Source organism: Limimonas halophila, assembly GCF_900100655.1.
In the GTDB taxonomy this organism is placed as follows: domain Bacteria; phylum Pseudomonadota; class Alphaproteobacteria; order Kiloniellales; family Rhodovibrionaceae; genus Limimonas; species Limimonas halophila.
Genome location: NZ_FNCE01000014.1, coordinates 1 through 23152 on the forward strand (window position 1 = coordinate 1; position 23152 = coordinate 23152).

A 23152-nucleotide genomic window follows, 5' to 3' on the forward strand; every position below is an offset into this window, starting at 1 on the left:
TCCAAAATTCGTTGTATATCAAGGCATTATGAAGCGCCGCCGGATCGGCGAACCGTCCAGGCCGTCACAACTCTTGTGGAAAACCTGTGCACGGCGTGCCGCAACCGACCGTGAAGCCCGCCTTAGAGCAGATCGCCGTAAAGCAGAATCAGCTTGTTCGGGGTGTCACGCCCACGCCGCCGTGGCCATCCCGGCGTGATTCTGCTTGCTCGTGCGTGGACAGCCGCAAGGCTCGCGCGCCGCAGGCGCGCAAACTGCTCGCACTGGAAAAACATGGCGTTATCCCGACGCTTCTGGTTCGTTGGGAAACACGATTTCACGCACGATGCTCTAGGTGCCAACCCCGCGCGCCATGCGGTCGAGCAGCGCGACGTGGGACTTGATGCCGTTCTCGAAGCAGCGGACCTCGAACTTCTCGTTCGGGCTGTGCATGCGATCGTCGGCGAGGCCGAAGCCCATCAGCAGGGAATCGATGCCGAGCACCTCCTTCATCACGCCCACGACGGGAATGGAGCCGCCGCAGCCGATCAGCAGCGCTTCGCGGCCGTAGGCGTTCTCCAGCGCCTCGCGCGCCGCCCGCAGGTAGGGCGAGTCCGTGGGCACGCGGATAGCCGGCGCGCCGTGGTGGACGATCAGCTCCCAACTGCAGCCGGCGGGCACGATCCCGTGTAGATAGGCGCGGAACTGTTCCGCCGCCGCCTCGGGGTCCTGGTCGGGCACCAGGCGGAAGGAGATCTTGGCCGAGGCGCGCGCCGGCAGCACCGTCTTGGCGCCCGTGCCGGTGTAGCCGCCGAGCATGCCGTTCACGTCGCAGGTCGGGCGCGCCCAGATCTTTTCCAGCACGCCGCGGTCCTGCTCGCCGCCGGCGGCGTCGACGCCCACGCCCTGCAGGAAGGCGTCGGCGTCGAAGTCCAGCGCCTGCCACTTGGCGCGCGTGGCTTCGTCCGGCTCCACGACGGCATCGTAGAAGCCGGGGATGGCGATCCGACCCTGGTCGTCGTGCAGCTGGCCGAGGATGCGTCCGAGGGCGTTGAGCGGGTTGGGCACCGCGCCGCCGTAGAGGCCGGAGTGCAGGTCGTGATCCGGGGCGTCGACCACCAGCTCGGTGTAGAGCAGGCCACGCAGCTGCGTGGTCAGCGCGGGCGTTTCCACGTCCCAGCTGCCGGTGTCGGAGATGACGCAGACATCGGCGCCCAGCTCCTGCTTGTGCTGTTCCAGGAAGGGCTTGAGGCTCGGGCTGCCGCTTTCCTCCTCGCCCTCGAAGAAGGCCGTGACCTGGACCGGCAGCGTGCCGTGCTCGGCCTGCCAGGCGCGGAAGGCCTCGACGAAGGTCATGAGCTGGCCTTTGTCGTCCACGGCGCCGCGCGCGACCATGCGGCGGCCGTGCGGGCCCTCGACGATCGTGGGCTCGAAGGGGCCGCTGTCCCATTCCTCGACGGGATCGGGCGGCTGCACGTCGTAGTGGCCGTAGTAGAGGAGGTGCGGCGCGTCGCCGCCCGGACCGGGATGGTGGGCGACCACCATGGGATGCCCGGGCGTGTCGCGCACCGAGGCGTCGAAGCCCAGCTCGCGCAACTGCTCGGCCAGCCACTGGGCGGCGCGGCGGGTGTCGGCGTTGTGCGCCGGGTCCGTGCTGATGCTGGGAATGCGCAGAAAGTCCGTCCAGCGCTCCAGCGCCGCCTCGAAGTCCGCGTCCACGCGGGCCAGAACCCGGTCCAGATCGCTCACAGCCACCTCCGAAAGCCGTCAGGCGGACACGGCCGCGTCCTCGCCGTTCGGCGCGCGCGTCGAGTCCCGTGCATCCGCGCCCACCTCGCACAAGCGGTCGAGCACGTCCACAGCAAGGTTCCAGTACCACGCCCGGCGGCTGGGCCGGGCCAGCCCGGTGACGGCCGCGATGAGAATGCGCGCGACGGCCTCGGCGTGCTGTTCGGCGTGGCCCGAGCGGTGGGCGGAGACGGCCGCGCGCAACGGCCCGATCAGCAGGGCATGGTCCCAGGCCGGGTCCTGCACGATGCGCGGGTAGGCGTCCGGCTCGGCGGCGGCCAGCTCCCCCGCGAGGCGCACCGCCGCCTCGGCGTCGCCGCCGCGCACACCGCTTCCGGCGGCGACGCGCAGGTCCTGCACCGCGGCTGGCAGCAGGGTGTCGAAGAGCGCGGCGTGCAGCACGGCCTGCCGCTCGGCGTCCAGGCCGTCGGCGGTGCCGGAGATGCGCGGCGCGAAGGGGACCAACCGCTGCCGCGTGGGGCGGTCCATGGCATCGTTCACCGCGCGCGCGAACCCCGCGACCGCGGGCGAGGCCACCGCCGGCCGGTCGCCGTGTGCCTCGCCGGCCAGATGCGCGACCAGCGCCATCACACAGACGCGGCGGCGCTCCGGGTCGCCGCGGCTGCGCACGAGTTCCACGCCGTCCAGGTAGCGTTCGATCACCGCGTCGTGGGCCATGGCTGGCACCCCCTGCGCTGCGGCGGTGGGGTCCGCCCCCATCCGCCGGGTTTCCCACGAAAAAGAGTGGCGCAGCCTGCCTGGTTCGCCAACCCACCCGACGTGTTTGGTCACCCCGTCCGGCGGATGACCGTCAGCCCGGCGAATCCAGCTCCTGCTGGCGCTGGAAGGCCGCCTGGATCTCGGCGTCCGCCTCGCGCTGTTCGGGCGCGCTGCCGAAGCTGGACAGCTCCAGCTCCAGGGCCCGCAAAAGCGCGCGGGCGACGTCGGCCTTGCCCTGTTCGTACGCCTGTTCGTGCGCGCGGACGATCTTGTCGCCCAGCCGCCGCGGCTCGTCGGTCATGCCCGATCCTCCCTCCGGCGCGTGGCGTGTCCGCCGCCCGCGCATACGCGCCATGCCGTTAACAGTTTGCATACGCGCCGTCCGCATCATGGCGCATGCAGCCGTCGGGCGACAATGCGCGGCTGCCGTGGACCTGGCGGGCGTCGAGACCAACCGGCGTGGGGAGACAGCGACCGCATGACACCGGATGCCCCGACCACCGCGCGCGAACGCCGCAAACACCGACGCGTCCGCGTGCTCTGGAGCGCGCGCCTGCGCTTCCCCGAGGAAACGGCAGAGCTGAACTGCACGGTCGCCAACGTCTCCGGCGGCGGCGCCAAGCTGACGCACGTGGCCTGGCCCGCGGGCGAGGAAGCGCGCGTCGTGGACCGGCTGGAGCCGGGCGTGGCGGTGCGCCTGAGCATCGCGGGCACGGCCGAGATCCCAGCCGAGGTGGTGTGGTGCGCACGCGGGCGCATGGGCGTCCAGTTCCACCTCCCGGCGGCGGACGTGGCGGCGCGCCTGGGCCAGACGGTGGACCTGCGGAACCCCTGAGCGACACGCCACGGTTGAGCGGCGTCATCACCCCGGCAAACGGCGCGCGGATTAACGTGCCATTAAGCGCGCACCGGTTTGATGGTGTGCGGCGAATCGACAAGCGAACGAGCGGCCATGAACGGGCGACCGGACCCCAGCCACCAGGTCGGCTGCACGGAACTCAACGCGGCGGAACTCAAGCGCATCCTCCGCTCGCACCAGGCGTTCGTGAACCGCAAGCCCGGCGGGCAGCGGGCGATGCTGCAGTTCCACGACCTGAGCAACCTGGACCTCTCGGGCTACGATCTCTCCGAGGCCGACCTGACCGGCGCCGTCCTGCGCCGCTCGCGCCTGGACGACGTGCAGCTGCGCGGCGCCAACCTCTTCGGCGCCGACCTGCGCATGACGCGCCTGCACCGCGCCAACCTGACGCGGGCCGACCTGCGCGGCGCCTCGCTGCGCGGCGCGGACATGACGGACGCCGTGGTCTACGACGCCGACATCCGCGAGGCGCAGCTCGCCCACTACGACGAGGCCGGCAACCCCCAGACCACGGAGTTCGAGGCCCTGCCCGCCGAGCTGTCGTCGATCACCGCGCGCGGCGCCGACTTTTCGCGCGCGCAGATGGGTCAGGCGATGGCGCTGAAGACGGACTTTTCCGACGCGCGGCTGTGCAACGCCAACTTCCGCAACGCCGACCTGCGCCGGTCCATCCTGGTGGGCGCGGCGATGGAGGGCGCGGACCTGTCCAGCGCCAACCTGGGCGAGTGCAAGCTCACGGGCGCGGTGCTCACCGACGCCGACATCCGCGGCGCCAAGTTCCAGAACGCGGACATCCGCGGCGCCATTCTTGACGACGACGCCGGCGACGCGCCCGAGTTCTTCGACGCGGTGAAGCCGGCGACGTCGGCCGAGCTGGTCCAGCGCATCGACCGCATGCTCAACGACCACGCCGCCTGGGTGAGCACCTCCTCGCGCGAGGGCGAACGCGCGGACCTTTCCGACGCGGATCTTCGGGGCTTCCGCAAGCCGGGCGTCAACCTGGCCGCGGCGGTGATGGAGCGCATCGTGCTCAAGAACGCGGTGCTGATCGCCGCGGAGCTGCCCATGGCGCAGCTGGCGTTCGCCGACCTGCGCGGCGCGCACCTGGCGCAGGCCAATCTGCGCGGCGCCGACCTGCAGCGGGCCGTGCTGCGCGGGGCGGACCTGCGGGAAGCGCGCCTGGGACCGGTGCGCAACGTCGGCCGCGACCAGCACACCTGCCCGGCCAACCTGGCCCACGCCAAGCTGGCGGAGTGCACCCTGGCCGGGGCGGACCTGAACGAGGCCTGCCTCTTCGGCGCCGACCTCTCGGACAGCGACCTGACGGGCGCCCAGCTTACCCGCGCCGACCTGCGCCAAGCCAACCTGACCCGCGCCCAGGTGGACAAGGGCAGCCTGCGCAAGGCCTACCGGGATCGGTGACGCGGCGGCCGCGGCCGCTTACGCCTGCCCAACCGCTGCTGGTTATCCCGCCTCGGCCACGCGATCGTCGCAAACGCCAACCTCGATCCGCGCGCCGAGTTCCGCGAAGGCGGCATCAAGGTGATCCAGGCGCGAGGCGTGGTTGAGGTCGAGCAGACGGTCGACCTGCGGCCGATGCCAGTGCAGCCGCCGCGCGAGCGCCCAGCAGACGGGGTCAAGCTGCCAACAGCTTGTCGACGTAGGCGGGGACCACCTCGGTCGCGGGGCCGTGGTGGTGGTCGTGGAAGGCGCTGGATGCGTCGGATGGTTCGAGGTTGAGTTCGACGCAGTGGGCGCCGGCGCCGAAGCGGGCCTGCTGCACGAAGCCGGCGGCGGGCTGAACCGCGCCCGAGGTGCCGACGGCGAGGAAGTGGCTGCAGGTGTCGAGCGCGGCGAAGATGCGCTCCAGCTCCAGCGGCATCTCGCCGAACCACACGACCTGGGGGCGCATGCCGCCGGCTTCGCCGCAACTCGGGCAGGCGGTGGCCGTGTCCATGTCCGCGCGCCAGTCGTGAACCGCGCGGCAGTGCAGGCACAGCGCCTTCAGGATCTCGCCGTGCATGTGGATCAGGTTCTGCTGCCCGGCGCGGTCGTGCAGGTCGTCGATGTTCTGGGTGACGACCAGGACCTCGCCTGGCCACTCGCGCTCCAGGCGCACCAGCGCGTCGTGCGCGGCGTTGGGCCGCACGTCGCCGGTCAAGAGCTGGCGCCGCCGGTCGTTGTAGAAGCGGTGGACGAAGTCGGGCTGGCGGCGGAAGGCGTCGGGCGTCGCCACGTCCTCCAGCGACACCCGGGACCAGATCCCGCCTTCGTCGCGGAAGGTGTCGAGGCCGGACTCCTTCGAGATCCCGGCGCCCGTCAGCACAACGATGGGTCCTGCATCTTTCGACATGGCGGCACGGATGCTAAAGCACGTCCCCAAGGTGGGGGAACCCCGCGCCACGGACCTTGAGCCAACCGCATGCGTCTTCTCTTCGTCTGCACCGGGAACATCTGCCGCTCGCCCACGGCCGAGGCGGTCGTGCGCCGCATGGCGACCGACGCGGGCGTGGCCCACGACCTCGTGCTGGAATCCGCCGGCACGGGCGACTGGCACGTGGGCGAGGCGCCCGACCCGCGCGCGGTCAAGGCCGCCAAGAAGCGCGGCTACGACCTGCGCGGCATCCGCGCGCGTCAGGTGCGCCCCGCGGACTTCGAGGAATTCGACGTCATCCTGGCGATGACGGGCGGCCATATGGCCGACCTGGAGCGCATGTGCCCGCGTGGGGCGCGCGCCGAGTTGCGCATGATGCTTGCCCACGCGCCCAAAGCCACGCACCGCGACGTGCCCGATCCCTACTACGGCGACGCGCGCGGCTTCGAGACCATGCTGGACCTGATCGAGGAAAGCGCGCGCGGCCTGCTGGCGGACGTCGCGCGGTCATGACGCTGACGGCCGAGCAGGCGGCGCGCGTAACCGCCACGACGGGCGCCGAGGTGGTGCGCCGCCGCCCCCTGCCCGGCGGCTGCATCGCCGAGGTGCTGCGCCTCGACCTCGACAGCGGCGGCAGCGTTGTCGCCAAGATCGCGCCGCGCGGCGGGCTCTCCACCGAAGCCTACATGCTGCGCACCCTGGCCGAGCGCTCGCCCCTGCGCGTGCCCGCGGTGCTGCGCGCCGACGACGACCTGCTGGTGCTGGAGCACCTGGACGCCGGCGGCCGGCTGGACCGCGCGGCGCAGGAAGACGCCGCGGCCCACATCGCCGCGCTGCACGGCGTCACCGGCCCCTATTTCGGGCTGGAGCGCGACACCCTGATCGGGCCGCTGCACCAGCCCAACCCGCCCACCGAGGGCTGGGTCGACTTCTTCCGCGAGAACCGCCTGCTCTACATGGTGGAGGTGGCGCGCGACGCCGGCAGCCTGCCCGGCCGCACCAAGCGCGTGCTGGAACGCCTCGCCGCCAAGCTGGAAAGCTACATCGAGGAGCCGGCGGCGCCCGCGCTGATCCACGGCGATCTGTGGACGGGCAACGTCCTGGCGAAGGACGGCCGCATCACCGGCTTCGTCGATCCCGCGATCTACTACGCCGACCCCGAGATCGAGCTGGCGTTTTCCACGCTCTTCGGCACCTTCGGCGAGCCCTTCTTCCGGCGCTACGACGCGCTGATGGGCGTGCGCGAGGGTTTCTTCGAGGTGCGCCGCGACCTCTACAACCTCTACCCACTCCTGGTGCACGCGGCGTTGTTCGGCGGCGGCTACGCCCAGGAGGTCCACCGCGTCGCGGAGCGTTACGCGTGAGCGACGGCGAGCGGTCGAACAGCCCGGGTCTGGGGATCGGCGCGGTCTGCCTGGGCGTGCTCTGCTTGGCGTCGATGGACGCCCTGGCGAAGTGGCTGGGCCAGGCCTACCCCATCATCCAGATCGTCTTCTTCCGCACGCTCTTCGCGCTGCCGCCCGTGGCTGTGCTGGCCTACGTCTCGGGCGGGTTCCAGCTGCTGCGGCCCGAGCGCCTGTGGGTGCACCTGCTGCGCGGGCTGCTCGGCACGGGCGCGATCCTCTTCTTTTTCACCGCCCTTCGGTACATGCCGCTGGCGACGGTGTGGACCATCGCGTTTTCCGCGCCGCTGATCGTCACCGCGCTGTCCCGCCCGCTGCTGGGCGAACCCGTGGGCATCCGCCGCTGGGCGGGCGTGCTGGTGGGCTTCGCCGGGGTGCTGATCGTCATCCAGCCCGGCACGGCGGGGTTCGAGTGGGCGATGCTGCTCGCGCTGGCCGGGACGCTGAGCTATTCCCTGCTGTTGATGACGGCGCGCAAGTTCGCGGCCAGCGAAACCGCGCCGGCGATGGTGCTGTTCAACATGCTGGTGCCGCTCGTGATCGCCACGGTGATCACGCCAACGGTGTGGACCATGCCCGCGGGCTGGGACTGGCTGGCGTTCGTGGGCGCGGGGCTGCTCGGCGGCTCGGCGATGATCTTCCTGACGCTGGGCTACCGCCTGGCCCCGGCGGCGGTGGTGGCACCCTTCGACTACACCGCGCTGATCTGGTCGGTGGCGCTGGGGTGGCTGATCTGGCGCGACTGGCCCACGCCCGCGACCTGGGCCGGCGCCGTGCTGATCGTCGCCGCGGGGCTCTACGTGGCCTACCGCGAGACGCGCGTGCACCGGCGCGCCGAGCCGCCCGCCACCGACGCGCGGTGACTCACGCGGACGCGTCCTGCACCGGTTCCGGGATCGCGGGTTCCAGCGGGTATTCCGCCTCCACGCGGTAGATCGGCCCCTTGGGCGTGCGCAGGCTGGAGATCAGCTGGAAGCAGTCCACGTGGAAGGGGCCGCTGCGAAACAGCGAATACTCGCGCAGGAAGGTGCCCAGCTTGTCGCCGGGCGCACCCTTGAAGCGGGCCAGCGTAACGTGGGGACGGAACTTGCGCCCTTCGCCCGGCAGCCCTGCGCGCTGGATCGCCTTTTCCACCTTGAGCTGGAGCTGCGCCAGCTGATCGGGCGCGTCCACCCCCACCCAGAGCGCGTTGACCTTCTTGCCGTTGCCGAAGGTGCCGAGCCCGGCCAACTCCATGTCGAAGGTGGGCGCGGTGATGCCGTTCAACTCGGTGTCGATGTCGCGCATCCGGTGGCCGTCGACCTCGCCGATGAAGCGCAGCGTCAGATGCATGTTGTCGGGATCGACCCAGCGGGCGTTGTTCAGCCCGCCGCCCATCTGCGCCAAGCGGTCGGTCAGCGCCTCGGGCAGCGGTATGGCAACGAACAGGCGCATCATGGCGATCACCCCCAACAAAGGGTCGCAGCCCCGGGAGTCCCGGTCAAGCCGACCGGGGTGTCACCCGGTTTGCGCCACCGCTTCCACGTCGGGCGGAAACACCAGGGCCACGCGCGTACCCTCGCCGGGCGTGCTTTGCAGGTCGAGGCCGCCGCCGTGGGCCTCCACCAGCCGCTTGGTCAGCGGCAGCCCCAGGCCGAGCCCCTCGTGCTGGCGCGCCAGGGAGTCGTCGCCCTGGGTGAAGGGCTCCAGGATCTGCTCGATGTGCTCGGGCGGGATGCCCTTGCCGGTGTCGCCGACCGCGATGACGTGACCGCCGTCGTCGGCCCGGTACGCCTCGACGCGCACGCGCCCGCCCCGGTCGGTGAACTTCACCGCGTTGCCCAGGAGGTTCACCAGCATCTGGCGCAGCTTCTGCGGATCGGCGACGACGGGGCGCAGGCCGTCCTCGATCTCGGTGTCCAGCTCGATGCCGTGCTTGGCGGCCTTCTCGCGCACGAAGGAGAGGCAGGTCTCCACGACCTTCTGCACGCGCACCTCGTCGAGCTGGAGCTTGATCTCGTTCATCTCCAGCTTGGCGACGTCCAGGATGTCGTTGATGACGCCCAGCAGGTGGCGCGAGCTGGAAACGATGTCGGCGACGTAGGTGCGGTACTGCTCGTTGCCCAGCGGGCCGAGCACCTCGTTCTCCATCATCTCCGCGAAGCCGATCACGGCGTTCAGCGGCGTGCGCAGCTCGTGCCCCACCATGGCGAGGAAGGCGTTCTTGGCCCGGTCGGCGGCGCGCGCCCGCGCCAGGGCCTCGTCCAGCTCCGCGTTGGCCTGTCGCAGGTCCGCCAGGGTGTTTTCCAGGTCGGCGCGGCGGGCTTGCGCGGCGCGATCTGCCTCGATCTCGGCGGTGACGTCGCGGGCCGAGCCCCGAAAGCCGGCGAACGCGCCGGTGTCCTCGTCGAAGGTCGGGATGGCGGTGAGCTGGAACAGCCGCTCGGTTCCGTCGCCCGAGGTGACGCGGTAGATGACGTCGCGGAAGGGCGCGCGCCGGCGCCGGTGCAGGCGCGGCGTCTCCCCCGTGCGCGGGTCCGCGACCAGCTCGCCGGCGGCGAAGAAGTCGTGGCCGATCATGCCCGTGGGATCGAAGCCCAGCACGCGCTGACTGCGCGCGCTGGATTCCCGGAAGATCCAGTCCGCGTCCAGGTGCCACACCCAGTCGGAGACGGTGCTGAGGAGCTCCTCGGCCTGGGCGCGCACCCCGCGTAGCCGGGCGAGCGCGTCCTCGGCCCGCGTCACGTCCCGATACACGCCCACCAGATAGGTCCCGTCGGCGACCGCGCGGTGATGGCCCTCGAAGACGTAGGGTGTTCCGTCGGCCCCGGTGACACGCTCCAGCCGGCGCACGCGGCGGCTGGAGCGCACGATGCGCCGGCGCAGGGATTCGGCCAGCGCGCCGTTCTCGACGGCGGCCGGGCGGATGAGGCGCTCGAAGGCCTCGTTCGTATCCAGAATGGTCCCGTCCGACGAGGCCACATACGCCGGACCGGCCAGATCCAGCAGCGCCGGCCACACGGCCGCGAAGCCCTGGCTGGCGGCGGCCGCGACCGGCTGCTCGGCAGGCGTCCGGGACCCGTTCATACCCGCTCCCCCATGCGCCCCCGCGGCGTTCAGCCGGGGACATCCTCGCTGGCGGTGAGCGCGAGCCCCTCGGGGATGCCGGGCTGCGTCGCCCGCTCCGGCATCGCCAGCGCGCTCACGCCGTGCTCATACAGCCATTCGCGGTCGGTGTCGCCGAGGCTGCCGATGGCCACGGTCTCGATGCGCAGGCGGTGCGCCATCTCCAGCAGCTTGCGGGCGATAACGGCGCGGAAGGGGTCCTGGCTCACGCCCGCGGTGACGTCGTGCGACAGCCAGACGTACTCGGGCCGCAGGTGCTGAAGCAATTCCAGCGCCCCGCGCTCGGCGCCCAGTTCCCCGAGAGCGACCTGGAAACCGCGGTCCTTGTAGTAGCCCAGAATGGTCTGGAGGTGGCCGATGTCCCGGTGACTGCCCGCGCGCGAGAGCGTGAAGACCACGTCCTCGGCCGCCAGCCCCGTGCGCTCCACCTCGGAAACGGTGGTGCGCAGGCAGTAGACGGGGTCGTAGATCGAGGACGGGTGGAACTGCACGAACACCGGGCGGTCGAGGCCCTGGTTGGCGGCCTCGCGGATGCAGGCCACCCGGCACACGCGGTCGAGCTGGAACAGCAGCCCCCCGTCGGTCGCCAGGGTGAAGACATCGCCCGACGCGATTTCCAGGTCCGGAAAGTGCAGATTGGCGCGGTAGGCCACCACCTCCGAGGCGTCGTCCGCCGCCGTGATGGGCGTGAAGGACGCGCCGATGCGCCCAGCAGTGAGCGTCTGCGCCAGCGTCTCGCTCTGTTCCAGCCGCATGAGACGAAACAGCGAGGTCACCCGCGGATAGTCGGCAAAGCCGGGCGCATCCGTTCCGCGCACCCCGAGGACGCTGCTGTCCTGCTGCTCCTCGGCGGAGAGGTCGGCGGCGAGCGCCTCGAGCCCACCGGCACGCAGGAGATCGTCCATGCCGACCACGACGGCGCGCCCGTCCGCGCCCTGCGCACGCGGCACCCGCAGCGCATCCAGCCGCCGGGTCAGCTTGCCGCCGGTGTGCCCCAGGGGCGGCCAGATGTAGAGGGTCCAGCCCGGGCCCGGGATCCCGGGCACCGTCTCGCATTTCGGGCAGGGTCGGCCCGTCGCCGTCATCGTCGCTCCCGCTCGTTGTGGCCCGCGCCGCCTGCGACCGTGCCCCATCGTTGGCTGTAACACCGCGCGTCGAAACCGTACCGGCTTGCCTGTTTAGAAAGCGTGAAGCCGGCCGGCATCGGCCCGCGCGCCGCCCTGCTTCCACCTTCGAACGTGGCCCTTCCGTGCTGCGGTGCAAACCCTGAAGCGGTGGACAACGGCCGCCACGGCCGGCACGTCTTTACCATGTCGAGCGAGCGCGAGGATGTGGCCACCGTTCTGCGCGAAGCGCGCGCGTGCCGGGTGTGCGAAGACGTCCTGCCCCATGGCCCCAACCCCGTGCTACGGGCCGGCGTGGACGCGCGCATCCTGATCGTGGGACAGGCGCCGGGGTGGAAGGTGCACACCACCGGCATTCCGTGGAACGACCCCTCGGGCGACCGGCTGCGCGCCTGGATGAACCTGGACCGCGAGACCTTCTACGACGAAACGCGCATCGCCATCGCGCCCATCGCCTTCTGCTACCCGGGCAAGGACCCGCGCGGCGGTGACCTGCCGCCCCGGCCGGAATGCGCGCCGTTGTGGCAACCGCGCCTGATCGCCGCGCTGCCGCGGCTGGAACTGATCCTGCTCGTGGGCCAGCACGCCCAGCGCTACCACCTGGGCCCCACGCGCAGACGCACGCTGACGGAAACAGTGCGCGCCTACCGCGACCACCTGCCGCGGTTCCTGCCGCTGCCGCACCCGAGCTGGCGCAACAACGCCTGGCTGGCGCGCAACCCCTGGTTCGAGACCGAACTGCTCCCCGAGCTCCGCGCGCGCGTCCACGCGCTTCTGGGCTGAGCGTGACGGTCAGCCGTCGCCGCCGAGCGCGTCCATGTGGCGCTCCACGGCCCCCTGGAACGCGCCGTCGTCCCGCAAGGCGCGCAACGCCTCAGCGACGGCGTCGGCGACGCCGGTGCAGCCGCTCTTCTTGGAGATCACCAGCCACAGCGGGTTGTTGGTGACCCAGGTGTCCGTGCGCGCGGCGATGCCGTCCGACACCCCGGCCTCGCGCGCCGCCTTGAGGCCGGCGTAGTAGCCGAAGACCACGTAATCCACGCGCCCGGCATCCAGCATCTTCATGATGTTCGTCACTTTGCCGTGGCGCGAGAGGTTCAGATGCTTCTCGGCGTAGCTGTCGAAGTCGCCGCCGAAGCTGTCGCCCAGGCGCGTCGCCCCGCGATGTCCCTTGAGGTCCGCGAGCTCGGTGAACTGGATGCCGCTATCCGAGCGCACGAACACGGCCACGGGATCGGGGCCGATGGGCGCGACGTAGCGGAAGTGCTGCTGGCGCTCCTCGGTCTTGTACAGTCCGGGCAGGCCGTCCAGCTCGCCCCGTCGCGCCTGCATGAGCACGCGCTTGAACGGCCCGACGTGCGTCGTCTCCAGAGCCACGCCCGCGCGCTCGAAGGCTTCGCGCACCACGTCCACGGCGGCGCCGACGTAGCGGTCGCCGTCGCGGTAGATGACCGGCGGATAATTGCTGCCGGAGGTGGTGAAGGTCTTGCAGGCGTCTGCGGCGTGCACGGCCCCGCCGGCACCCGCCATCGCCATCGTCGCCAGAATGAGGGCGGCGACGCACCGGCCGCCCCAACGGAAACCACGCATCGTGCTTCTCCCTGTCGTGCCCCGTCTGTCGCGGGATGGCGGGGGAATCTGGAACGAACGGTTTAAAAAAATATTGATGCCACCTCGTGGCGTCCAAACGCTGTCCAGCGCGCCCATTTACCCGCACGCACATTCCGGCAAAACATTTTCGACCAGTGCGCGTTTCGTCGGTGCCCACCGGAGCGCCGTTAGCAAGCCAAACGATCACAAAAGGATTATTCGTACGCCATATGGTTGATCCGGATTTTGGTTCCGGATCAGTTTGCGATATCCTTGCCTTTCGAAAGGGAGCGTGCGCCCCTCCGCCGATCGCGGTGTGGCGCACGCACGAACGGGGAGGATTCACGTCATGACGAAAACGAAGAAGGCGCAGACGGCGGCCGGCAGCCGCCGCAATTTCCTCAAAGGCGGCGCGGCCGCGATCGCGGGCGCCCCGGCCATCGTGGCCTCGACCAGCCTGGTCAACGCGGCCCCGGCGCGCACGCTGCGCATGCAGTCCTCGTGGCAGCCGGGCACGACCGGCTACAAGATATTCGAACAGTGGGCCAAGGAAATGCCCGATCTCACCGACGGCGAGATCGGGATCAAGCCGTTTCCGGCGGGGGCCGTTTCCGGCGACTTCCAGCTCATGGACGCCGTGCGCAACAACGTGTTGGACGGCATGAACGTCTTCACCGTCTACTGGGCGGGGCGGATGCCCGCGGGCGTGTTCCTGTCGTCCTATCCCATGGGCCCGAACCACCCGCACATGTGGGACATGCTGTTCGACAGCTACGGCGGCCGCGAACTCGCGGACGAGCTGTACAGCGGCTTCGGGCTGAAGTTCATCGGTCACGTGCACCACGATCTGAATCTGGTGCATTCCAAGAAACCCATCACCTCGCTGGATGACCTGAAAAACCTGAAGCTGCGCGTCCCGGGCGGCATCGTGGCGGACTGCTTCTCCGACATCGGGGCGCAGACGACGCTGCTGCCGGGCTCCGACGTCTATCCGGCGTTGGAGAAGGGCACGATCGACGCCGCCGACTTCGTCGGGCCGGCGGTCAACTACGACCTCGGGTTCCATCAGATCACGGACTACATCATGATGGGCCCGACCTCGACGCCGTGCCTGCACCAGCCGGTGGACTTGATGGACATTTCCGTGTCCCGGCGCGTGTGGGACTCGCTGTCCGAGCGCATGAAGACGCTCTTCCCCGAGCTGGTGGACGCCTATTCGCGCCGCCACTACGCGGGCATTCAGGAAGCCAACAACAAGGCCTGGAAGAAGTACGCGGAAGCCGGTGTCGAGGTCACGCGGCTCTCCGAACAGGATGTGGAAGAGTTCCGCAAGGTGGCGATCCCGAATTGGTTCAAGTGGGCGAACAAGGACAAGAATGCCGCCAGGGTGTTCAAGCTCCAGCTCGAGCTGATGCAGAACCCGTCGGTCGCCCTCATCGAGAAGTCCGACATCAAGGACTACTCGCTGGACATCTGACAGCCTCGGCCGGGCCGCTTTTGTGGCGGCCCGGCCCCGTCCGCCCGCCTGCTACCGGCACGCACCTCAAAACGATCCAGAGTGACCGCATGTTCGACGCGGACATCGAGTTCGTCCTTCCCCACTGGCTGTACTGGGGCGGCCTGATCGCCTTCCCCCTCGTCTACATGCTCATCGTCCGGATCCGCGGCGCCGGCGCCGCGGGCGAGGAAGACGTTCCCGAGGGCCACGAGCGTTTCAAGGACGTCCTGATCCCGACGACGCTGTTCACGCGTTGGGTGGATGGAATCTCGGACTTCATGGGCCGCTTCGTGGCCTATTGGACGGTGATCGCGGTCGTCGTCTACTTCTACGAGGTCATCGTGCGCACGGTGTTCAACTCGCCGACGAACTGGGCGCACGAGAGCATGTTCCTGATGTTCGGGATGCAGTACGTCCTCGCCGGGGCGTACGCGTACCTGTACGACGCGCACGTACGCGTGGACGTCTTCTATTCCAACGCGGGCCCGCGCGGCCGGGCGGCGCTGGACATCCTGACCTCGGCTTTCTTCATCGCCTTCGCGCTGGGCTTCGTGTGGACGGCCTGGACCTTCTTCTCGCAGTCGATGAACAAGGAACTGTTCTTCTGGGCCAGCGGCATGTCCAACGAGGTTTCCTTCACCGAGTGGGCGATCCAGTACTACCCGGTGAAGTTCACGCTGGTGCTGGGCGGATTGTTCCTGCTGCTGCAAGGCGTCAGCCGACTGATCAAGGACATCCTGGTTTTCAACGGGATCGAGCGGAAGGCGCCCGATCATGGCTGAAGCGCATTCCAGCCGCGGCAGCGCCGCGCGGCGCGCCGCCGCCGGCGTGCCCGTGCCCACCACCGGCCTGGGCTGGCTGCTCACCCTCGTCGCCGGGGCAATGGCCCTCCTGCTGGCGGTGGAGGTGATCAACGTCGCCTTCTACGACCCCTACGGCGACGCCAAGTTCCTGTGGCGCTTGGCGGGATCGCTGCAGGGCATCGACATTGCGACCCTGTCGTTCCTGATGTTCGGCGCCCTCTTGGTGCTGCTCGCGGCGGGGATGCCGCTGGTGTTCTGCACCGGCTCGCTGGGCGTGGTGTTCATCTACCTAGTGGGCGGCCAGGGCATGCTGAACATCATCCCCACGCGCATCTTCCCGCTGATGACGAACTATCAGCTCTCGGCCATCCCGCTGTTCATCTTCATGGCCTCCATGCTGGAGCGCGCGGGGATCATCGACGAGCTGTTCGACACGATCTACAAGTGGCTCGGCGGCCTGCGCGGCAGCCTGGCGATGGCGACGATCGTGGCCTCCACCATCATGGCCGCGATGGTGGGCGTCATCGGCGCCGCTGTGGTGACGATGGGCATCATCGCCCTGCCCGCGATGCTCAAGCGCAACTACGACCCCAAGATCGCGCTGGGCTCGATCATGGCGGGCGGCACGCTGGGCATCCTGGTGCCGCCGTCCATCCTGGCGATCATCTACGGCGTCGTGGCGCAGGAATCCGTGGGCGAGCTGTACGTGGGCTCGGTCCTGCCGGGGCTGGTGCTGTCCGGGCTGTACATCGGCTACGTGGCGATCCGGGCGTGGCTCAAGCCGTCGGCGGCGCCGGCGCTTGAGCTCAGCGAGCGCGTGAACTTCGCGGACAAGCTGCGGCTGCTGCGCAAGATGCTGGCGCCGGTGATCCTGATCGCCGTGGTGCTGGGCGTGATCTTCACGGGCGCGGCGACGCCGGTGGAGGCCGCGGGCATCGGCAGCTTCGGCGCGCTGATCGTGGCGGCGATGCACGGGCGGCTTTCGGTGCAGAGCCTTCGCGAGGCGAGCTTCGGCACGATGAAGGCCACGGCGATGGTGCTGTGGATCATCTTCGGCGCCACGATCTTCGTCGGCTTCTACATCCTGCAGGGCGGCCAGACCTTCGTGCAGGAGCTGATCATGGGCACCGGCCTCGGCCCCTACGGGATCCTGGTGCTGATGATGGTGATCCTGGTCTTCCTCGGCATGTTCCTGGACTGGGTGGGCATCCTGCTGCTGGCCGTGCCGATCTTCATCCCCATCGTGGAATCGCTGGAGTTCACCGGGCTGTTCGGGCTGCCCGGCGTGTCGGGCGACGAGAAGGTGCTGTGGTTCGGCATCATCTACCTCGTGAACATGCAGATGAGCTTCCTGTCGCCGCCCTTCGGCTACGCGCTCTTCTACATCCGCGGGGTGACGCCGAACGCCATCCCGACGACGCAAATCTTCGCCGCCGCCCTGCCCTTCCTGGCGCTTCAGGTCGTGGGCCTGGCGATCTGCATCATCTTCCCCGACGTGCCCCTGGCCCTGCCACGCGCGATCTTCGGAAGCATGTGACGAGCGACGTGTCCCGGGGCGCCGTCCGAGGGGCGGCGCCCCGATCCCCGACATCGCGGGGCGCCCGCACCGGGTGGGCTCATCGCAACACCGCAGGATCAAGCCCGGCGGCATGAGCGCTGTGACGACGATGGCGGGGGAAGCCGCGATGCCCGAACCTCCCCCACCCGTCATCGCCCGCGCAGGCGGGCGATCCCGCCCATCGCGGCCGAGGCGCGGCATCGAACCGCGTTTCGCTGAAACCGCGTCAGCTCGCCTCGTTTGAAGCCGCACACGCGCACGATCGGGGCTCATCCCTCGGCGCGCACGGGCACAAAAGACAGCACGGACGCGTTTCAAGCGCGCCGGCGAGGCGTTCCACCACGGTCACCGTCGGGTTGCGTTTCTCGCGTTCGATGCCGCTGACGTAGGTGCGGTGAAGCCCCGCGTGCTCGGCAAGGCCCTCCTGCGACCAGCCCTGTTGCTGGCGGCGGTCGCGCACGTTCCGCGCCAAGTGGCCGAGCACCGACATACCCGGATATGGCCCGGGTTGTCGCCGATCAGTCTACAGACTATGAGTCACATACGCGCCGCCCGGAACGTTCGCGGCGTGCATACTTTAATATGCAAAACGGCCAGAGCTTGGCGGGAAGGGCGCGATGCGTGACACAGAAAACCCGACGGGCGGGCGGCTGGTGCCGTTCGCGTTGCCGGGCGCGCGCCGCGTGCCGCCGGAAACGGAACGGGTCGCCGCGTGCGTGCGCTGGTTGCGTGCGGATGTGGCCGGGCTGAGCCGGGATGACGCCGGGCACTTCACCGGCTTCCCCGACCACCGCATTGGCGCGTTCGAAGCCACGCGGGCCGGTGTGCCGATGCTTTATGCCGGGCGGCTGCTGCGCGTCGCGGACGTGGACGCCGCGACCTTCATGGACGCGCTCTTCGCGGCCGTGGATTGGCCCCGTGACCCGCGCGCCTTCGCGCCGCTGCCGGACGACGCGCGGGCGCTGGAATGCACGCTGCGGCTGTGGCGGACCGAACCCGTCGCCGCGAACGCCTCGCTGCGGCGGCTGGTGGAAAGCACGCTCGACAACGCTCCGGCCTGACGCGCGGTCCTATTCACGCGACACACGCGGCGCGGTTGCGACTCACGGCTGTATGCGGCATGCAGCGGTTCGACACCGAAACGCCCAGCCCGCGACGAGGCCGCCATGACCCAAGCCGCCCGCCCCGCCGGCCGCACCCTTAAAGAGTTCAAGGACCAGGACACCGAAAACGGGCTCTTGCCGGCGGAAGACGACTTGCACGCTGCTGCTCGACAGGGTGAGACTTGCGTTCTGGATGAGCATGAAAAACCCCCGATCCGCGCTTCCTTCATCCGTTTCCTCGCCCTGGGCGGGGACGAAAAAGCGCCCGTGCACGAAAAGGGTGTCGACCTCGAAAATGCCACGATCGAGGGCCAGCTCGACCTGAGCCGATGCAAAAACGTTCTGCCGCTTTACCTGGACAACTGCACCCTGTCGTCCGATGCGCCGATCACGGCGCAGGATGCCCACCTGAGCTTGCTGTCCTTGCAAGGCAGCACGGTGCCGGGCGGCATCGATGCCGATCGCGCGAACGTCGAAGGCAGTGTTCTTCTTCGCAACGGCGCGAGAATCAAGGGAGAAATAAGGTTTTCTGGAGCGCAGATCCATGGCGATTTCGACGCTTCGGGCAGTACGCTGACCAAAGCGGACGGTGACGCGCTCTTTTGCGACCGGGCGCGGATCGGTGGAACCGTTTTTCTGAGCGAAAACGCAAATATTACGGGGACGGTAAATTTCCGTGGCGCCCGGATCGAGGGGGATCTCGATGCCCACAACAGCACCTTGACTGCCAAGCACAGCATCGCGCTTGTTACCGAGCACGCGGTGATCGAAGGCAAGGCGCTTTTGTCCAACGGGTTCAAGAGCGACGGGACGATACATTTCCGCGGCGCCACGGTTCGCCGCGACCTCGATCTCACGGACAGTGTGATCAAACAGCCGCGTGGTTCGGCGTTCGATCTTCGGGACATCCGGGTCGAGGGAACGCTGCACCTGGATTCAGTGCGTGACGACAGCAAGGTACCGGGCCGCATCGACGGCCACATTGACCTGCGCGGCGCCCATGTCGCCTATTTCGCGGACCGGCTCGCCGACACCGAGCCCGAGAACGCACCCGGCGTCATCGGTCTGGACCAATTCAGGTACGAGCGCTTTGTCGGGAACTCGACGCTTAATGTGGACGCGCGCCTGCGGTGGCTGCGGTTTCAGCCCGCGCATCATCAACGCGGCACGGCCGGCTCCCCGGACGGCAGGGCGGAGCTGTCACGCTTCCGCCCGCAGCCCTACGACCAGCTTGCCGACGTCTATCGCGCGATCGGGCACCACCGCGACTACCACCGCGTGCTGCGCGAGAAACACACCCGTGCGCTGCGCGACGATGTGGGCATATCGCCGGATATGGATGCGGACGCGCGCGTGCGAACCTGGGTCGCGCGCATTTCGTCGTGGCAACGGCTCGCGCCGTTGAAGTGGCTGTTCGTGGAACAGCTCATCGGTTACGGCCACCGGGTCTGGCCGCTGTTCGCGGTCTTCTTCGCCCTCTTCGGCCTCAGTTTCGTCGTTTTCTGGGCCGCCAGCGGCGCCGGACTGATGGTGCCAACGGACGGCGACATCCTGGTGCATGCCGCGTGGGAAGGCGCATGCGCAAGCGACTGGCCCGACTGCGACCTCCCCATCCTGAAGGATTACCCGGATTTCAGCGCATTCTTTTATACGCTCGACATCCTGCTCCCGATCGTCGGGCTGGAGCAGCAGGCGATGTGGACGCCCAATTGGGTGTGGCTGAATGTTCTGAAGTGGATCAACATCCTCTACGGCTGGTTCACGGGCTTGATGCTGGTCGCGATCGTGTCTGGCGTGGTGCAGCGGGCGTGAGGGCGGGCCCGGCGGTGTGGTATACAGACGCTCAAAAAGCGGAAGGCATGGCCTCATTCTGTCTTTGCGCGCCTGCGGCGCGCGAGCCCGTCTTCGACGGGCTGTCCTCCTGAAGGTGGACAGGCGCTTTCAGCGCCTCGCACGCTTCAGCGTGCAAAGAACCCTGGCGAGGTTCCGCGGATACGTCCTTGGTTCATCGTCGGTTCCGCGTGTTGCGCATTCATAGTAGCCTTGCGCGTGTGACGGAGGGACTCGGCATGGGCGCCGGCACGCTCTACGAGCGCGACTTCTATACCTGGACGCAGGAGCAGGCCGCGCGGCTGCGCGAGCTGCGCGGGCACAACCGCCTGGACGTCGAGCACCTGTCCGACGAGGTGGCGGACTTGGGGCGCAGCGAGCTGAACAAGACGGAAGAACACCTGCTGCAAACCCTGGCCCATCTCATCAAGGCCGCCGCGCGGCCCGAGGCGGAACCGTCTCGCGACTGGCGCAAGGAAGCCCGGACGCATCAGCGCCAGGCCCGGCGCGCCTTCTCGCCCGGCATGCGCCGGCAGCTCGACGTGGATGCCATCTGGCGCGACGCCGTGGCCGACGCGAACGACAGCTTCGCCGCGAACGACGAGGTTCAGGTCACGGCGCCGTCCCGGTGCCCCCTCACCCTGGACCAGCTCATCGCCGAGCGCTTCGACCGCGATGCGGCGCTCGATGCTGTCGCCGACGCACTCGGCTCTGACGGATAGCCCTGCCCGACCACGCGGGCCGCCACATGAAGTCGCGACATCCCCACCCCCACACGATCTCCCCCTCCCCTTGGCGAAGGGGAGGGGGAGAGGCCGGCGCGGGGCATCGCGCCGTGCCGGCAGAGGGGGTGGGGATCATCCAGGCACTGTGAACAGGCGCTCGCGAAACGCCGCCATGATCGTCTCCGCCAGCCATCGCACCGACATTCCGGCCTTCTACCCGACGTGGTTCCGGCGGCGGCTGGATGCGGGCTGGTGCAAGGGCGTGAACGCCTTCTCGGGCAAGGCCTACACCGTCGATCTCAGCCCCGAGGGCTGCGACGGCTTCGTGTTCTGGACCAAGAACGCCGGCCCCTTCATGGACGCGCTGGCGGCGGTGCACGCGCGCGGCTTTCCCTTCGTCGTGCAGTACACGATCACGGCCTACCCGCGCGCCCTGGAAACCTCGGTGATCGACGCCGAGCGCTCCATCGCCCGCATGCACGAGATCGCCGAGCGCTTCGGGCCGGCCACGCTGGTCTGGCGCTACGACCCCGTGCTGTTCAGCGACCTCACCCCGCCGCAGTGGCACCGCGACACCGTGGCGTGGCTGGCCGAACGCCTGGAAGGTGTGAGCGACGAGGCCGTGTTCTCCGTCGCGCAACTCTACCGCAAGACCCTGCGCAACACGAACGCCGCCGCCGAACGGCACGGCTTCACCTGGTGGGACCCGCCGGCCGAAGACAAAACCGCGCTGTTGGACGAGCTGGCGCGCACGGTCCAGCGCCACGGCTTTGCCCCGCGCCTGTGCGCCCAGCCGGAGCTGCGGCCGGACCCGTTGTTCTCGCCGCTGGAACCCGCCCGCTGCATCGACGCCGATCGCCTGGCCTGCGTCGCCGGCCACGACATCGGGCGGCAGAAGGCCAAGGGCGCGCGCAAGGGCTGCGAATGCCATCAGGCCCGCGACATCGGCGCCTACGACACCTGCCCGCACGGCTGCTGCTACTGCTACGCCGTCCAGCATCCGCGCGTTGCCAAGCAGCGCTACCGCGCGCACGACCCCGACAGCGAATTCCTGGTTCCACCGGCTCGGTGATATCGCGGCGGCATGCCTGACGGCGATGCCGCCCTACGAAATTACGAGACTCATCTGTCGACAGGCACCTTCCCCAAGATAGCCCCAAACACCGCGTTCCTCGGGCGTCCGTCGGCCTGACAAACGCGATTAAACACGCCGTGTTTATTGGGGCGCGGGCAGGTCGAGCCACAGGCGGATGGTGCGTTCCAGCGCGCGGGCGAGGAAGGAGAGCAGGTCGCCGCCCTGGCCGGGCTCGAATTGATCGGGCGCGCGCGAGCCGAGCGCGAGCAGCGCCGGCGGCGTGGCGTCGGAGATGTGCAGGCGCAGCAGCGCGGCGGAGCGCACGAGCCCCGCGGCCTCGCCGAACAGCTCGGGCTCGCCGATGACGTCGGCGAGGAAGACGCACTGCCGCTGGCCGCCCAGGAAGGCCTCGACCGTGCCGGGCTGAAGCTGGTGCACCCCGCGCAACCGGCTGGGCACGCCGCCGTCGTGGGGCTGCTCGACGCAGATGGTGATGGCGTCGAGGTCGAGGATGACGAGCAGGTCGGTGGCGACGGTTTCGATCAGGTGCTCGAAGCTGCGCGCGGCGAGCAGCGTGAGCATGGCCTGATGCACCCGCGCCTGGGCGTTCATGTTGATGCGCGAGGTGTGCACGAGGTCGTCGCGGCTCTCGCGCAGGCGCGTGATCTCGCCGCGCAGACGGTCCATCATGAACTGCTGGAGATCGACGACCCCCTCGCCGTGGTCGCGCGCGGGCGCCTCCAGCACGTCCAGCAGGTCGGGGTGGCGGGCCAGGAAGTCGGGGTGGCGGCGCAGGTAGTCGGCAACGGCCGTGTCGGTCAGCGTCGTGTCGCCGCCGGCCGCCGGCTCGTTCGCGCCCGGATCGCTGGCGGGCGGATCGTTGCGCTTGCCGTTGGTCATGCGCCCGCCTGCCCGCTGCGGATGATGGATTGCCCCGTCTTTTCCCAGTCGGCGAGGAAGGCCGCGAGGCCCTTGTCCGTCAGCGGATGCTGGAACATCTGCCACAGCACCTTGGGCGGCAGCGTGGCGACGGGCGCGCCCATCTTCGCCGCCTCGGTGACGTGGGTGGTGTGGCGGACGGAGGCGACGAGCACCTCGGTTTCCAGCTCGGGCTGGGCGTCGAAGATGCGCTGGATTTCCGCCAGCACCTGCACACCGTCGTGGCCGATGTCGTCCAGCCGCCCGATAAAGGGGGAGACGTAGCGTGCCCCCGCCTTCGCCGCCAGCAGCGCCTGCGCGGCCGAGAAGCACAGCGTCACGTTCACCGGGATGCCCTCGTCGGTGAGCGTGCGCGTGGCCTTGAGGCCCTCGGTCGTCAGCGGCGCCTTGACCACGACGTTGTCGGCGATGCCGGCGAGCACACGCCCCTCGGCCACGATGCCGTCGTGGTCGGTGGCCGCGACCTCCGCGCTGACCGGCCCGGCCACCAGCTCGCAGATCTCGTGGATCACCTCGAACATGTCGCGTCCGGTCTTGGCGACATGCGAGGGGTTGGTGGTAACACCATCCAGCAGGCCGGTGGCGGCCAGCTCGCGGATCTCGCTGGTGTCGGCCGTGTCGACGAAGAATTCCATGCCGTCCCCTTGGGTTTCCGGGCGGGGCGTCATCGGGCCCCGCG

General features: G+C 69.3%; 24 protein-coding genes. 13 read left to right on the forward strand and 11 right to left on the reverse strand.

The window, feature by feature from the left end; translation table 11 throughout:
- Positions 1–330 precede the first annotated feature (330 nt).
- From BLQ43_RS12865 to BLQ43_RS12875, 3 genes are all read right to left on the reverse strand, one after another.
- Positions 331–1728 carry a dipeptidase gene (locus tag BLQ43_RS12865; protein WP_090021723.1) on the reverse strand — a complete coding sequence of 466 codons (1398 nt, stop codon included), beginning with the start codon at positions 1726–1728 and terminating at the stop codon, positions 331–333.
- A gap of 18 nt (positions 1729–1746) precedes the next feature.
- Positions 1747–2445 (reverse strand): hypothetical protein, encoded by a 699-nt coding sequence (locus tag BLQ43_RS12870; RefSeq protein ID WP_090021727.1) that lies wholly within the window; start codon positions 2443–2445, stop codon positions 1747–1749.
- 133 nt (positions 2446–2578) lie between these two features.
- Positions 2579–2788 (reverse strand): hypothetical protein, encoded by a 210-nt coding sequence (locus BLQ43_RS12875; RefSeq protein ID WP_090021731.1) that lies wholly within the window; start codon positions 2786–2788, stop codon positions 2579–2581.
- Positions 2789–2965: 177 nt separating this feature from the next.
- Between BLQ43_RS12875 and BLQ43_RS12880 the strand changes: the two genes are divergently transcribed.
- Together BLQ43_RS12880 and BLQ43_RS12885 are read left to right on the forward strand one after the other, a co-directional pair.
- Positions 2966–3322: a PilZ domain-containing protein gene (locus BLQ43_RS12880; protein ID WP_176758680.1), complete on the forward strand. Its 357-nt coding sequence runs from the start codon at positions 2966–2968 to the stop codon at positions 3320–3322.
- A 117-nt stretch (positions 3323–3439) separates the two neighbouring features.
- On the forward strand, positions 3440–4768 hold the full coding sequence (locus BLQ43_RS12885; protein ID WP_176758681.1) for a pentapeptide repeat-containing protein: 1329 nt from the start codon (positions 3440–3442) through the stop codon (positions 4766–4768).
- A 214-nt stretch (positions 4769–4982) separates the two neighbouring features.
- On the opposite strand, the gene BLQ43_RS12890 is transcribed toward BLQ43_RS12885, so the two are convergent.
- Positions 4983–5699 (reverse strand): NAD-dependent deacylase, encoded by a 717-nt coding sequence (locus tag BLQ43_RS12890; protein ID WP_090021742.1) that lies wholly within the window; start codon positions 5697–5699, stop codon positions 4983–4985.
- A 69-nt stretch (positions 5700–5768) separates the two neighbouring features.
- On the opposite strand from BLQ43_RS12890, the gene BLQ43_RS12895 reads away from it, so the two are divergent.
- The 3 genes from BLQ43_RS12895 to BLQ43_RS12905 are packed head-to-tail and all read left to right on the forward strand — an operon-like array spanning position 5769 to position 7986.
- Positions 5769–6233 carry a low molecular weight protein-tyrosine-phosphatase gene (locus BLQ43_RS12895; protein WP_090021747.1) on the forward strand — a complete coding sequence of 155 codons (465 nt, stop codon included), beginning with the start codon at positions 5769–5771 and terminating at the stop codon, positions 6231–6233.
- Positions 6230–7084: a fructosamine kinase family protein gene (locus BLQ43_RS12900; RefSeq protein WP_090021750.1), complete on the forward strand. Its 855-nt coding sequence runs from the start codon at positions 6230–6232 to the stop codon at positions 7082–7084. The genes BLQ43_RS12895 and BLQ43_RS12900 overlap by 4 nt, the downstream gene beginning before the upstream one ends.
- Positions 7081–7986: a DMT family transporter gene (locus BLQ43_RS12905; protein ID WP_218119214.1), complete on the forward strand. Its 906-nt coding sequence runs from the start codon at positions 7081–7083 to the stop codon at positions 7984–7986. Before BLQ43_RS12900 ends, BLQ43_RS12905 begins: the two co-directional genes overlap by 4 nt.
- A 1-nt stretch (position 7987) precedes the next feature.
- On the opposite strand, the gene thpR is transcribed toward BLQ43_RS12905, so the two are convergent.
- The 3 genes from thpR to BLQ43_RS12920 are packed head-to-tail and all read right to left on the reverse strand — an operon-like array spanning position 7988 to position 11274.
- Complete coding sequence (gene thpR / locus BLQ43_RS12910) at positions 7988–8560, reverse strand: RNA 2',3'-cyclic phosphodiesterase (protein ID WP_090021754.1); 573 nt, start codon at positions 8558–8560, stop codon at positions 7988–7990.
- A gap of 60 nt (positions 8561–8620) precedes the next feature.
- A complete protein-coding gene (locus BLQ43_RS12915; protein ID WP_090021757.1) occupies positions 8621–10189 on the reverse strand; it encodes a PAS domain-containing sensor histidine kinase in 1569 nt (522 codons plus the stop codon).
- Positions 10190–10218: 29 nt separating this feature from the next.
- A complete protein-coding gene (locus tag BLQ43_RS12920) occupies positions 10219–11274 on the reverse strand; it encodes an EAL domain-containing protein (RefSeq protein WP_176758682.1) in 1056 nt (351 codons plus the stop codon).
- A 264-nt stretch (positions 11275–11538) separates the two neighbouring features.
- Between BLQ43_RS12920 and BLQ43_RS12925 the strand changes: the two genes are divergently transcribed.
- Positions 11539–12135 carry a uracil-DNA glycosylase family protein gene (locus tag BLQ43_RS12925; protein WP_090021851.1) on the forward strand — a complete coding sequence of 199 codons (597 nt, stop codon included), beginning with the start codon at positions 11539–11541 and terminating at the stop codon, positions 12133–12135.
- A 9-nt stretch (positions 12136–12144) separates the two neighbouring features.
- On the opposite strand, the gene BLQ43_RS12930 is transcribed toward BLQ43_RS12925, so the two are convergent.
- The gene (locus tag BLQ43_RS12930) at positions 12145–12942 is read right to left on the reverse strand and encodes a substrate-binding periplasmic protein (protein WP_176758683.1); all 798 of its coding nucleotides are present in this window, start codon (positions 12940–12942) and stop codon (positions 12145–12147) included.
- Between the two features lie 349 nt (positions 12943–13291).
- Between BLQ43_RS12930 and dctP the strand changes: the two genes are divergently transcribed.
- The 3 genes from dctP to BLQ43_RS12945 all read left to right on the forward strand — a co-directional run bounded on the left by dctP (position 13292) and on the right by BLQ43_RS12945 (position 16780).
- Positions 13292–14419, forward strand: a complete 1128-nt coding sequence (gene dctP / locus BLQ43_RS12935) for a TRAP transporter substrate-binding protein DctP (RefSeq protein WP_090021766.1) — start codon at positions 13292–13294, stop codon at positions 14417–14419.
- Between the two features lie 89 nt (positions 14420–14508).
- Positions 14509–15222, forward strand: coding sequence for a TRAP transporter small permease subunit (locus BLQ43_RS12940; protein ID WP_090021769.1), 714 nt, complete (start codon positions 14509–14511; stop codon positions 15220–15222).
- Positions 15215–16780, forward strand: a complete 1566-nt coding sequence (locus BLQ43_RS12945; protein WP_090021771.1) for a TRAP transporter large permease — start codon at positions 15215–15217, stop codon at positions 16778–16780. The genes BLQ43_RS12940 and BLQ43_RS12945 overlap by 8 nt, the downstream gene beginning before the upstream one ends.
- Before the next feature lie 247 nt (positions 16781–17027).
- Here the strand turns inward: BLQ43_RS12945 and BLQ43_RS12950 are convergent, their stop codons facing one another.
- Positions 17028–17291 carry a helix-turn-helix domain-containing protein gene (locus tag BLQ43_RS12950; RefSeq protein ID WP_090021773.1) on the reverse strand — a complete coding sequence of 88 codons (264 nt, stop codon included), beginning with the start codon at positions 17289–17291 and terminating at the stop codon, positions 17028–17030.
- Between the two features lie 127 nt (positions 17292–17418).
- Between BLQ43_RS12950 and BLQ43_RS12955 the strand changes: the two genes are divergently transcribed.
- The 4 genes from BLQ43_RS12955 to BLQ43_RS12970 all read left to right on the forward strand — a co-directional run bounded on the left by BLQ43_RS12955 (position 17419) and on the right by BLQ43_RS12970 (position 21531).
- Positions 17419–17862, forward strand: a complete 444-nt coding sequence (locus tag BLQ43_RS12955) for a hypothetical protein (RefSeq protein ID WP_090021775.1) — start codon at positions 17419–17421, stop codon at positions 17860–17862.
- Between the two features lie 105 nt (positions 17863–17967).
- On the forward strand, positions 17968–19716 hold the full coding sequence (locus tag BLQ43_RS12960; protein ID WP_090021776.1) for a bactofilin family protein: 1749 nt from the start codon (positions 17968–17970) through the stop codon (positions 19714–19716).
- Between the two features lie 257 nt (positions 19717–19973).
- Positions 19974–20456, forward strand: coding sequence for a DUF29 domain-containing protein (locus BLQ43_RS12965; protein WP_143006286.1), 483 nt, complete (start codon positions 19974–19976; stop codon positions 20454–20456).
- Positions 20457–20631: 175 nt separating this feature from the next.
- Positions 20632–21531, forward strand: a complete 900-nt coding sequence (locus BLQ43_RS12970) for a DUF1848 domain-containing protein (RefSeq protein ID WP_090021779.1) — start codon at positions 20632–20634, stop codon at positions 21529–21531.
- Positions 21532–21675: 144 nt separating this feature from the next.
- On the opposite strand, the gene BLQ43_RS12975 is transcribed toward BLQ43_RS12970, so the two are convergent.
- Positions 21676–22434 (reverse strand): DUF484 family protein, encoded by a 759-nt coding sequence (locus BLQ43_RS12975; RefSeq protein ID WP_090021782.1) that lies wholly within the window; start codon positions 22432–22434, stop codon positions 21676–21678.
- Complete coding sequence (gene fsa, locus BLQ43_RS12980; protein ID WP_090021784.1) at positions 22431–23108, reverse strand: fructose-6-phosphate aldolase; 678 nt, start codon at positions 23106–23108, stop codon at positions 22431–22433. The genes BLQ43_RS12975 and fsa overlap by 4 nt, the downstream gene beginning before the upstream one ends.
- Positions 23109–23152 lie beyond the last annotated feature (44 nt).

What these genes read in the sequence shown, in the direction of transcription:
- BLQ43_RS12870 (WP_090021727.1), bottom strand. Translation starts at nt 2,445, where the DNA reads ATGGCCCACGACGCGGTGATCGAACGCTACCTGGACGGCGTGGAACTC.
- BLQ43_RS12875 (WP_090021731.1), bottom strand. Translation starts at nt 2,788, where the DNA reads ATGACCGACGAGCCGCGGCGGCTGGGCGACAAGATCGTCCGCGCGCAC.
- BLQ43_RS12880 (WP_176758680.1), top strand. Translation starts at nt 2,966, where the DNA reads ATGACACCGGATGCCCCGACCACCGCGCGCGAACGCCGCAAACACCGA.
- BLQ43_RS12885 (WP_176758681.1), top strand. Translation starts at nt 3,440, where the DNA reads ATGAACGGGCGACCGGACCCCAGCCACCAGGTCGGCTGCACGGAACTC.
- BLQ43_RS12890 (WP_090021742.1), bottom strand. Translation starts at nt 5,699, where the DNA reads ATGTCGAAAGATGCAGGACCCATCGTTGTGCTGACGGGCGCCGGGATC.
- BLQ43_RS12895 (WP_090021747.1), top strand. Translation starts at nt 5,769, where the DNA reads ATGCGTCTTCTCTTCGTCTGCACCGGGAACATCTGCCGCTCGCCCACG.
- BLQ43_RS12900 (WP_090021750.1), top strand. Translation starts at nt 6,230, where the DNA reads ATGACGCTGACGGCCGAGCAGGCGGCGCGCGTAACCGCCACGACGGGC.
- thpR (WP_090021754.1), bottom strand. Translation starts at nt 8,560, where the DNA reads ATGATGCGCCTGTTCGTTGCCATACCGCTGCCCGAGGCGCTGACCGAC.
- BLQ43_RS12915 (WP_090021757.1), bottom strand. Translation starts at nt 10,189, where the DNA reads ATGAACGGGTCCCGGACGCCTGCCGAGCAGCCGGTCGCGGCCGCCGCC.
- BLQ43_RS12925 (WP_090021851.1), top strand. Translation starts at nt 11,539, where the DNA reads ATGTCGAGCGAGCGCGAGGATGTGGCCACCGTTCTGCGCGAAGCGCGC.
- BLQ43_RS12930 (WP_176758683.1), bottom strand. Translation starts at nt 12,942, where the DNA reads ATGCGTGGTTTCCGTTGGGGCGGCCGGTGCGTCGCCGCCCTCATTCTG.
- dctP (WP_090021766.1), top strand. Translation starts at nt 13,292, where the DNA reads ATGACGAAAACGAAGAAGGCGCAGACGGCGGCCGGCAGCCGCCGCAAT.
- BLQ43_RS12940 (WP_090021769.1), top strand. Translation starts at nt 14,509, where the DNA reads ATGTTCGACGCGGACATCGAGTTCGTCCTTCCCCACTGGCTGTACTGG.
- BLQ43_RS12945 (WP_090021771.1), top strand. Translation starts at nt 15,215, where the DNA reads ATGGCTGAAGCGCATTCCAGCCGCGGCAGCGCCGCGCGGCGCGCCGCC.
- BLQ43_RS12950 (WP_090021773.1), bottom strand. Translation starts at nt 17,291, where the DNA reads ATGTCGGTGCTCGGCCACTTGGCGCGGAACGTGCGCGACCGCCGCCAG.
- BLQ43_RS12955 (WP_090021775.1), top strand. Translation starts at nt 17,419, where the DNA reads ATGCGTGACACAGAAAACCCGACGGGCGGGCGGCTGGTGCCGTTCGCG.
- BLQ43_RS12960 (WP_090021776.1), top strand. Translation starts at nt 17,968, where the DNA reads ATGACCCAAGCCGCCCGCCCCGCCGGCCGCACCCTTAAAGAGTTCAAG.
- BLQ43_RS12965 (WP_143006286.1), top strand. Translation starts at nt 19,974, where the DNA reads ATGGGCGCCGGCACGCTCTACGAGCGCGACTTCTATACCTGGACGCAG.
- BLQ43_RS12970 (WP_090021779.1), top strand. Translation starts at nt 20,632, where the DNA reads ATGATCGTCTCCGCCAGCCATCGCACCGACATTCCGGCCTTCTACCCG.
- BLQ43_RS12975 (WP_090021782.1), bottom strand. Translation starts at nt 22,434, where the DNA reads ATGACCAACGGCAAGCGCAACGATCCGCCCGCCAGCGATCCGGGCGCG.
- fsa (WP_090021784.1), bottom strand. Translation starts at nt 23,108, where the DNA reads ATGGAATTCTTCGTCGACACGGCCGACACCAGCGAGATCCGCGAGCTG.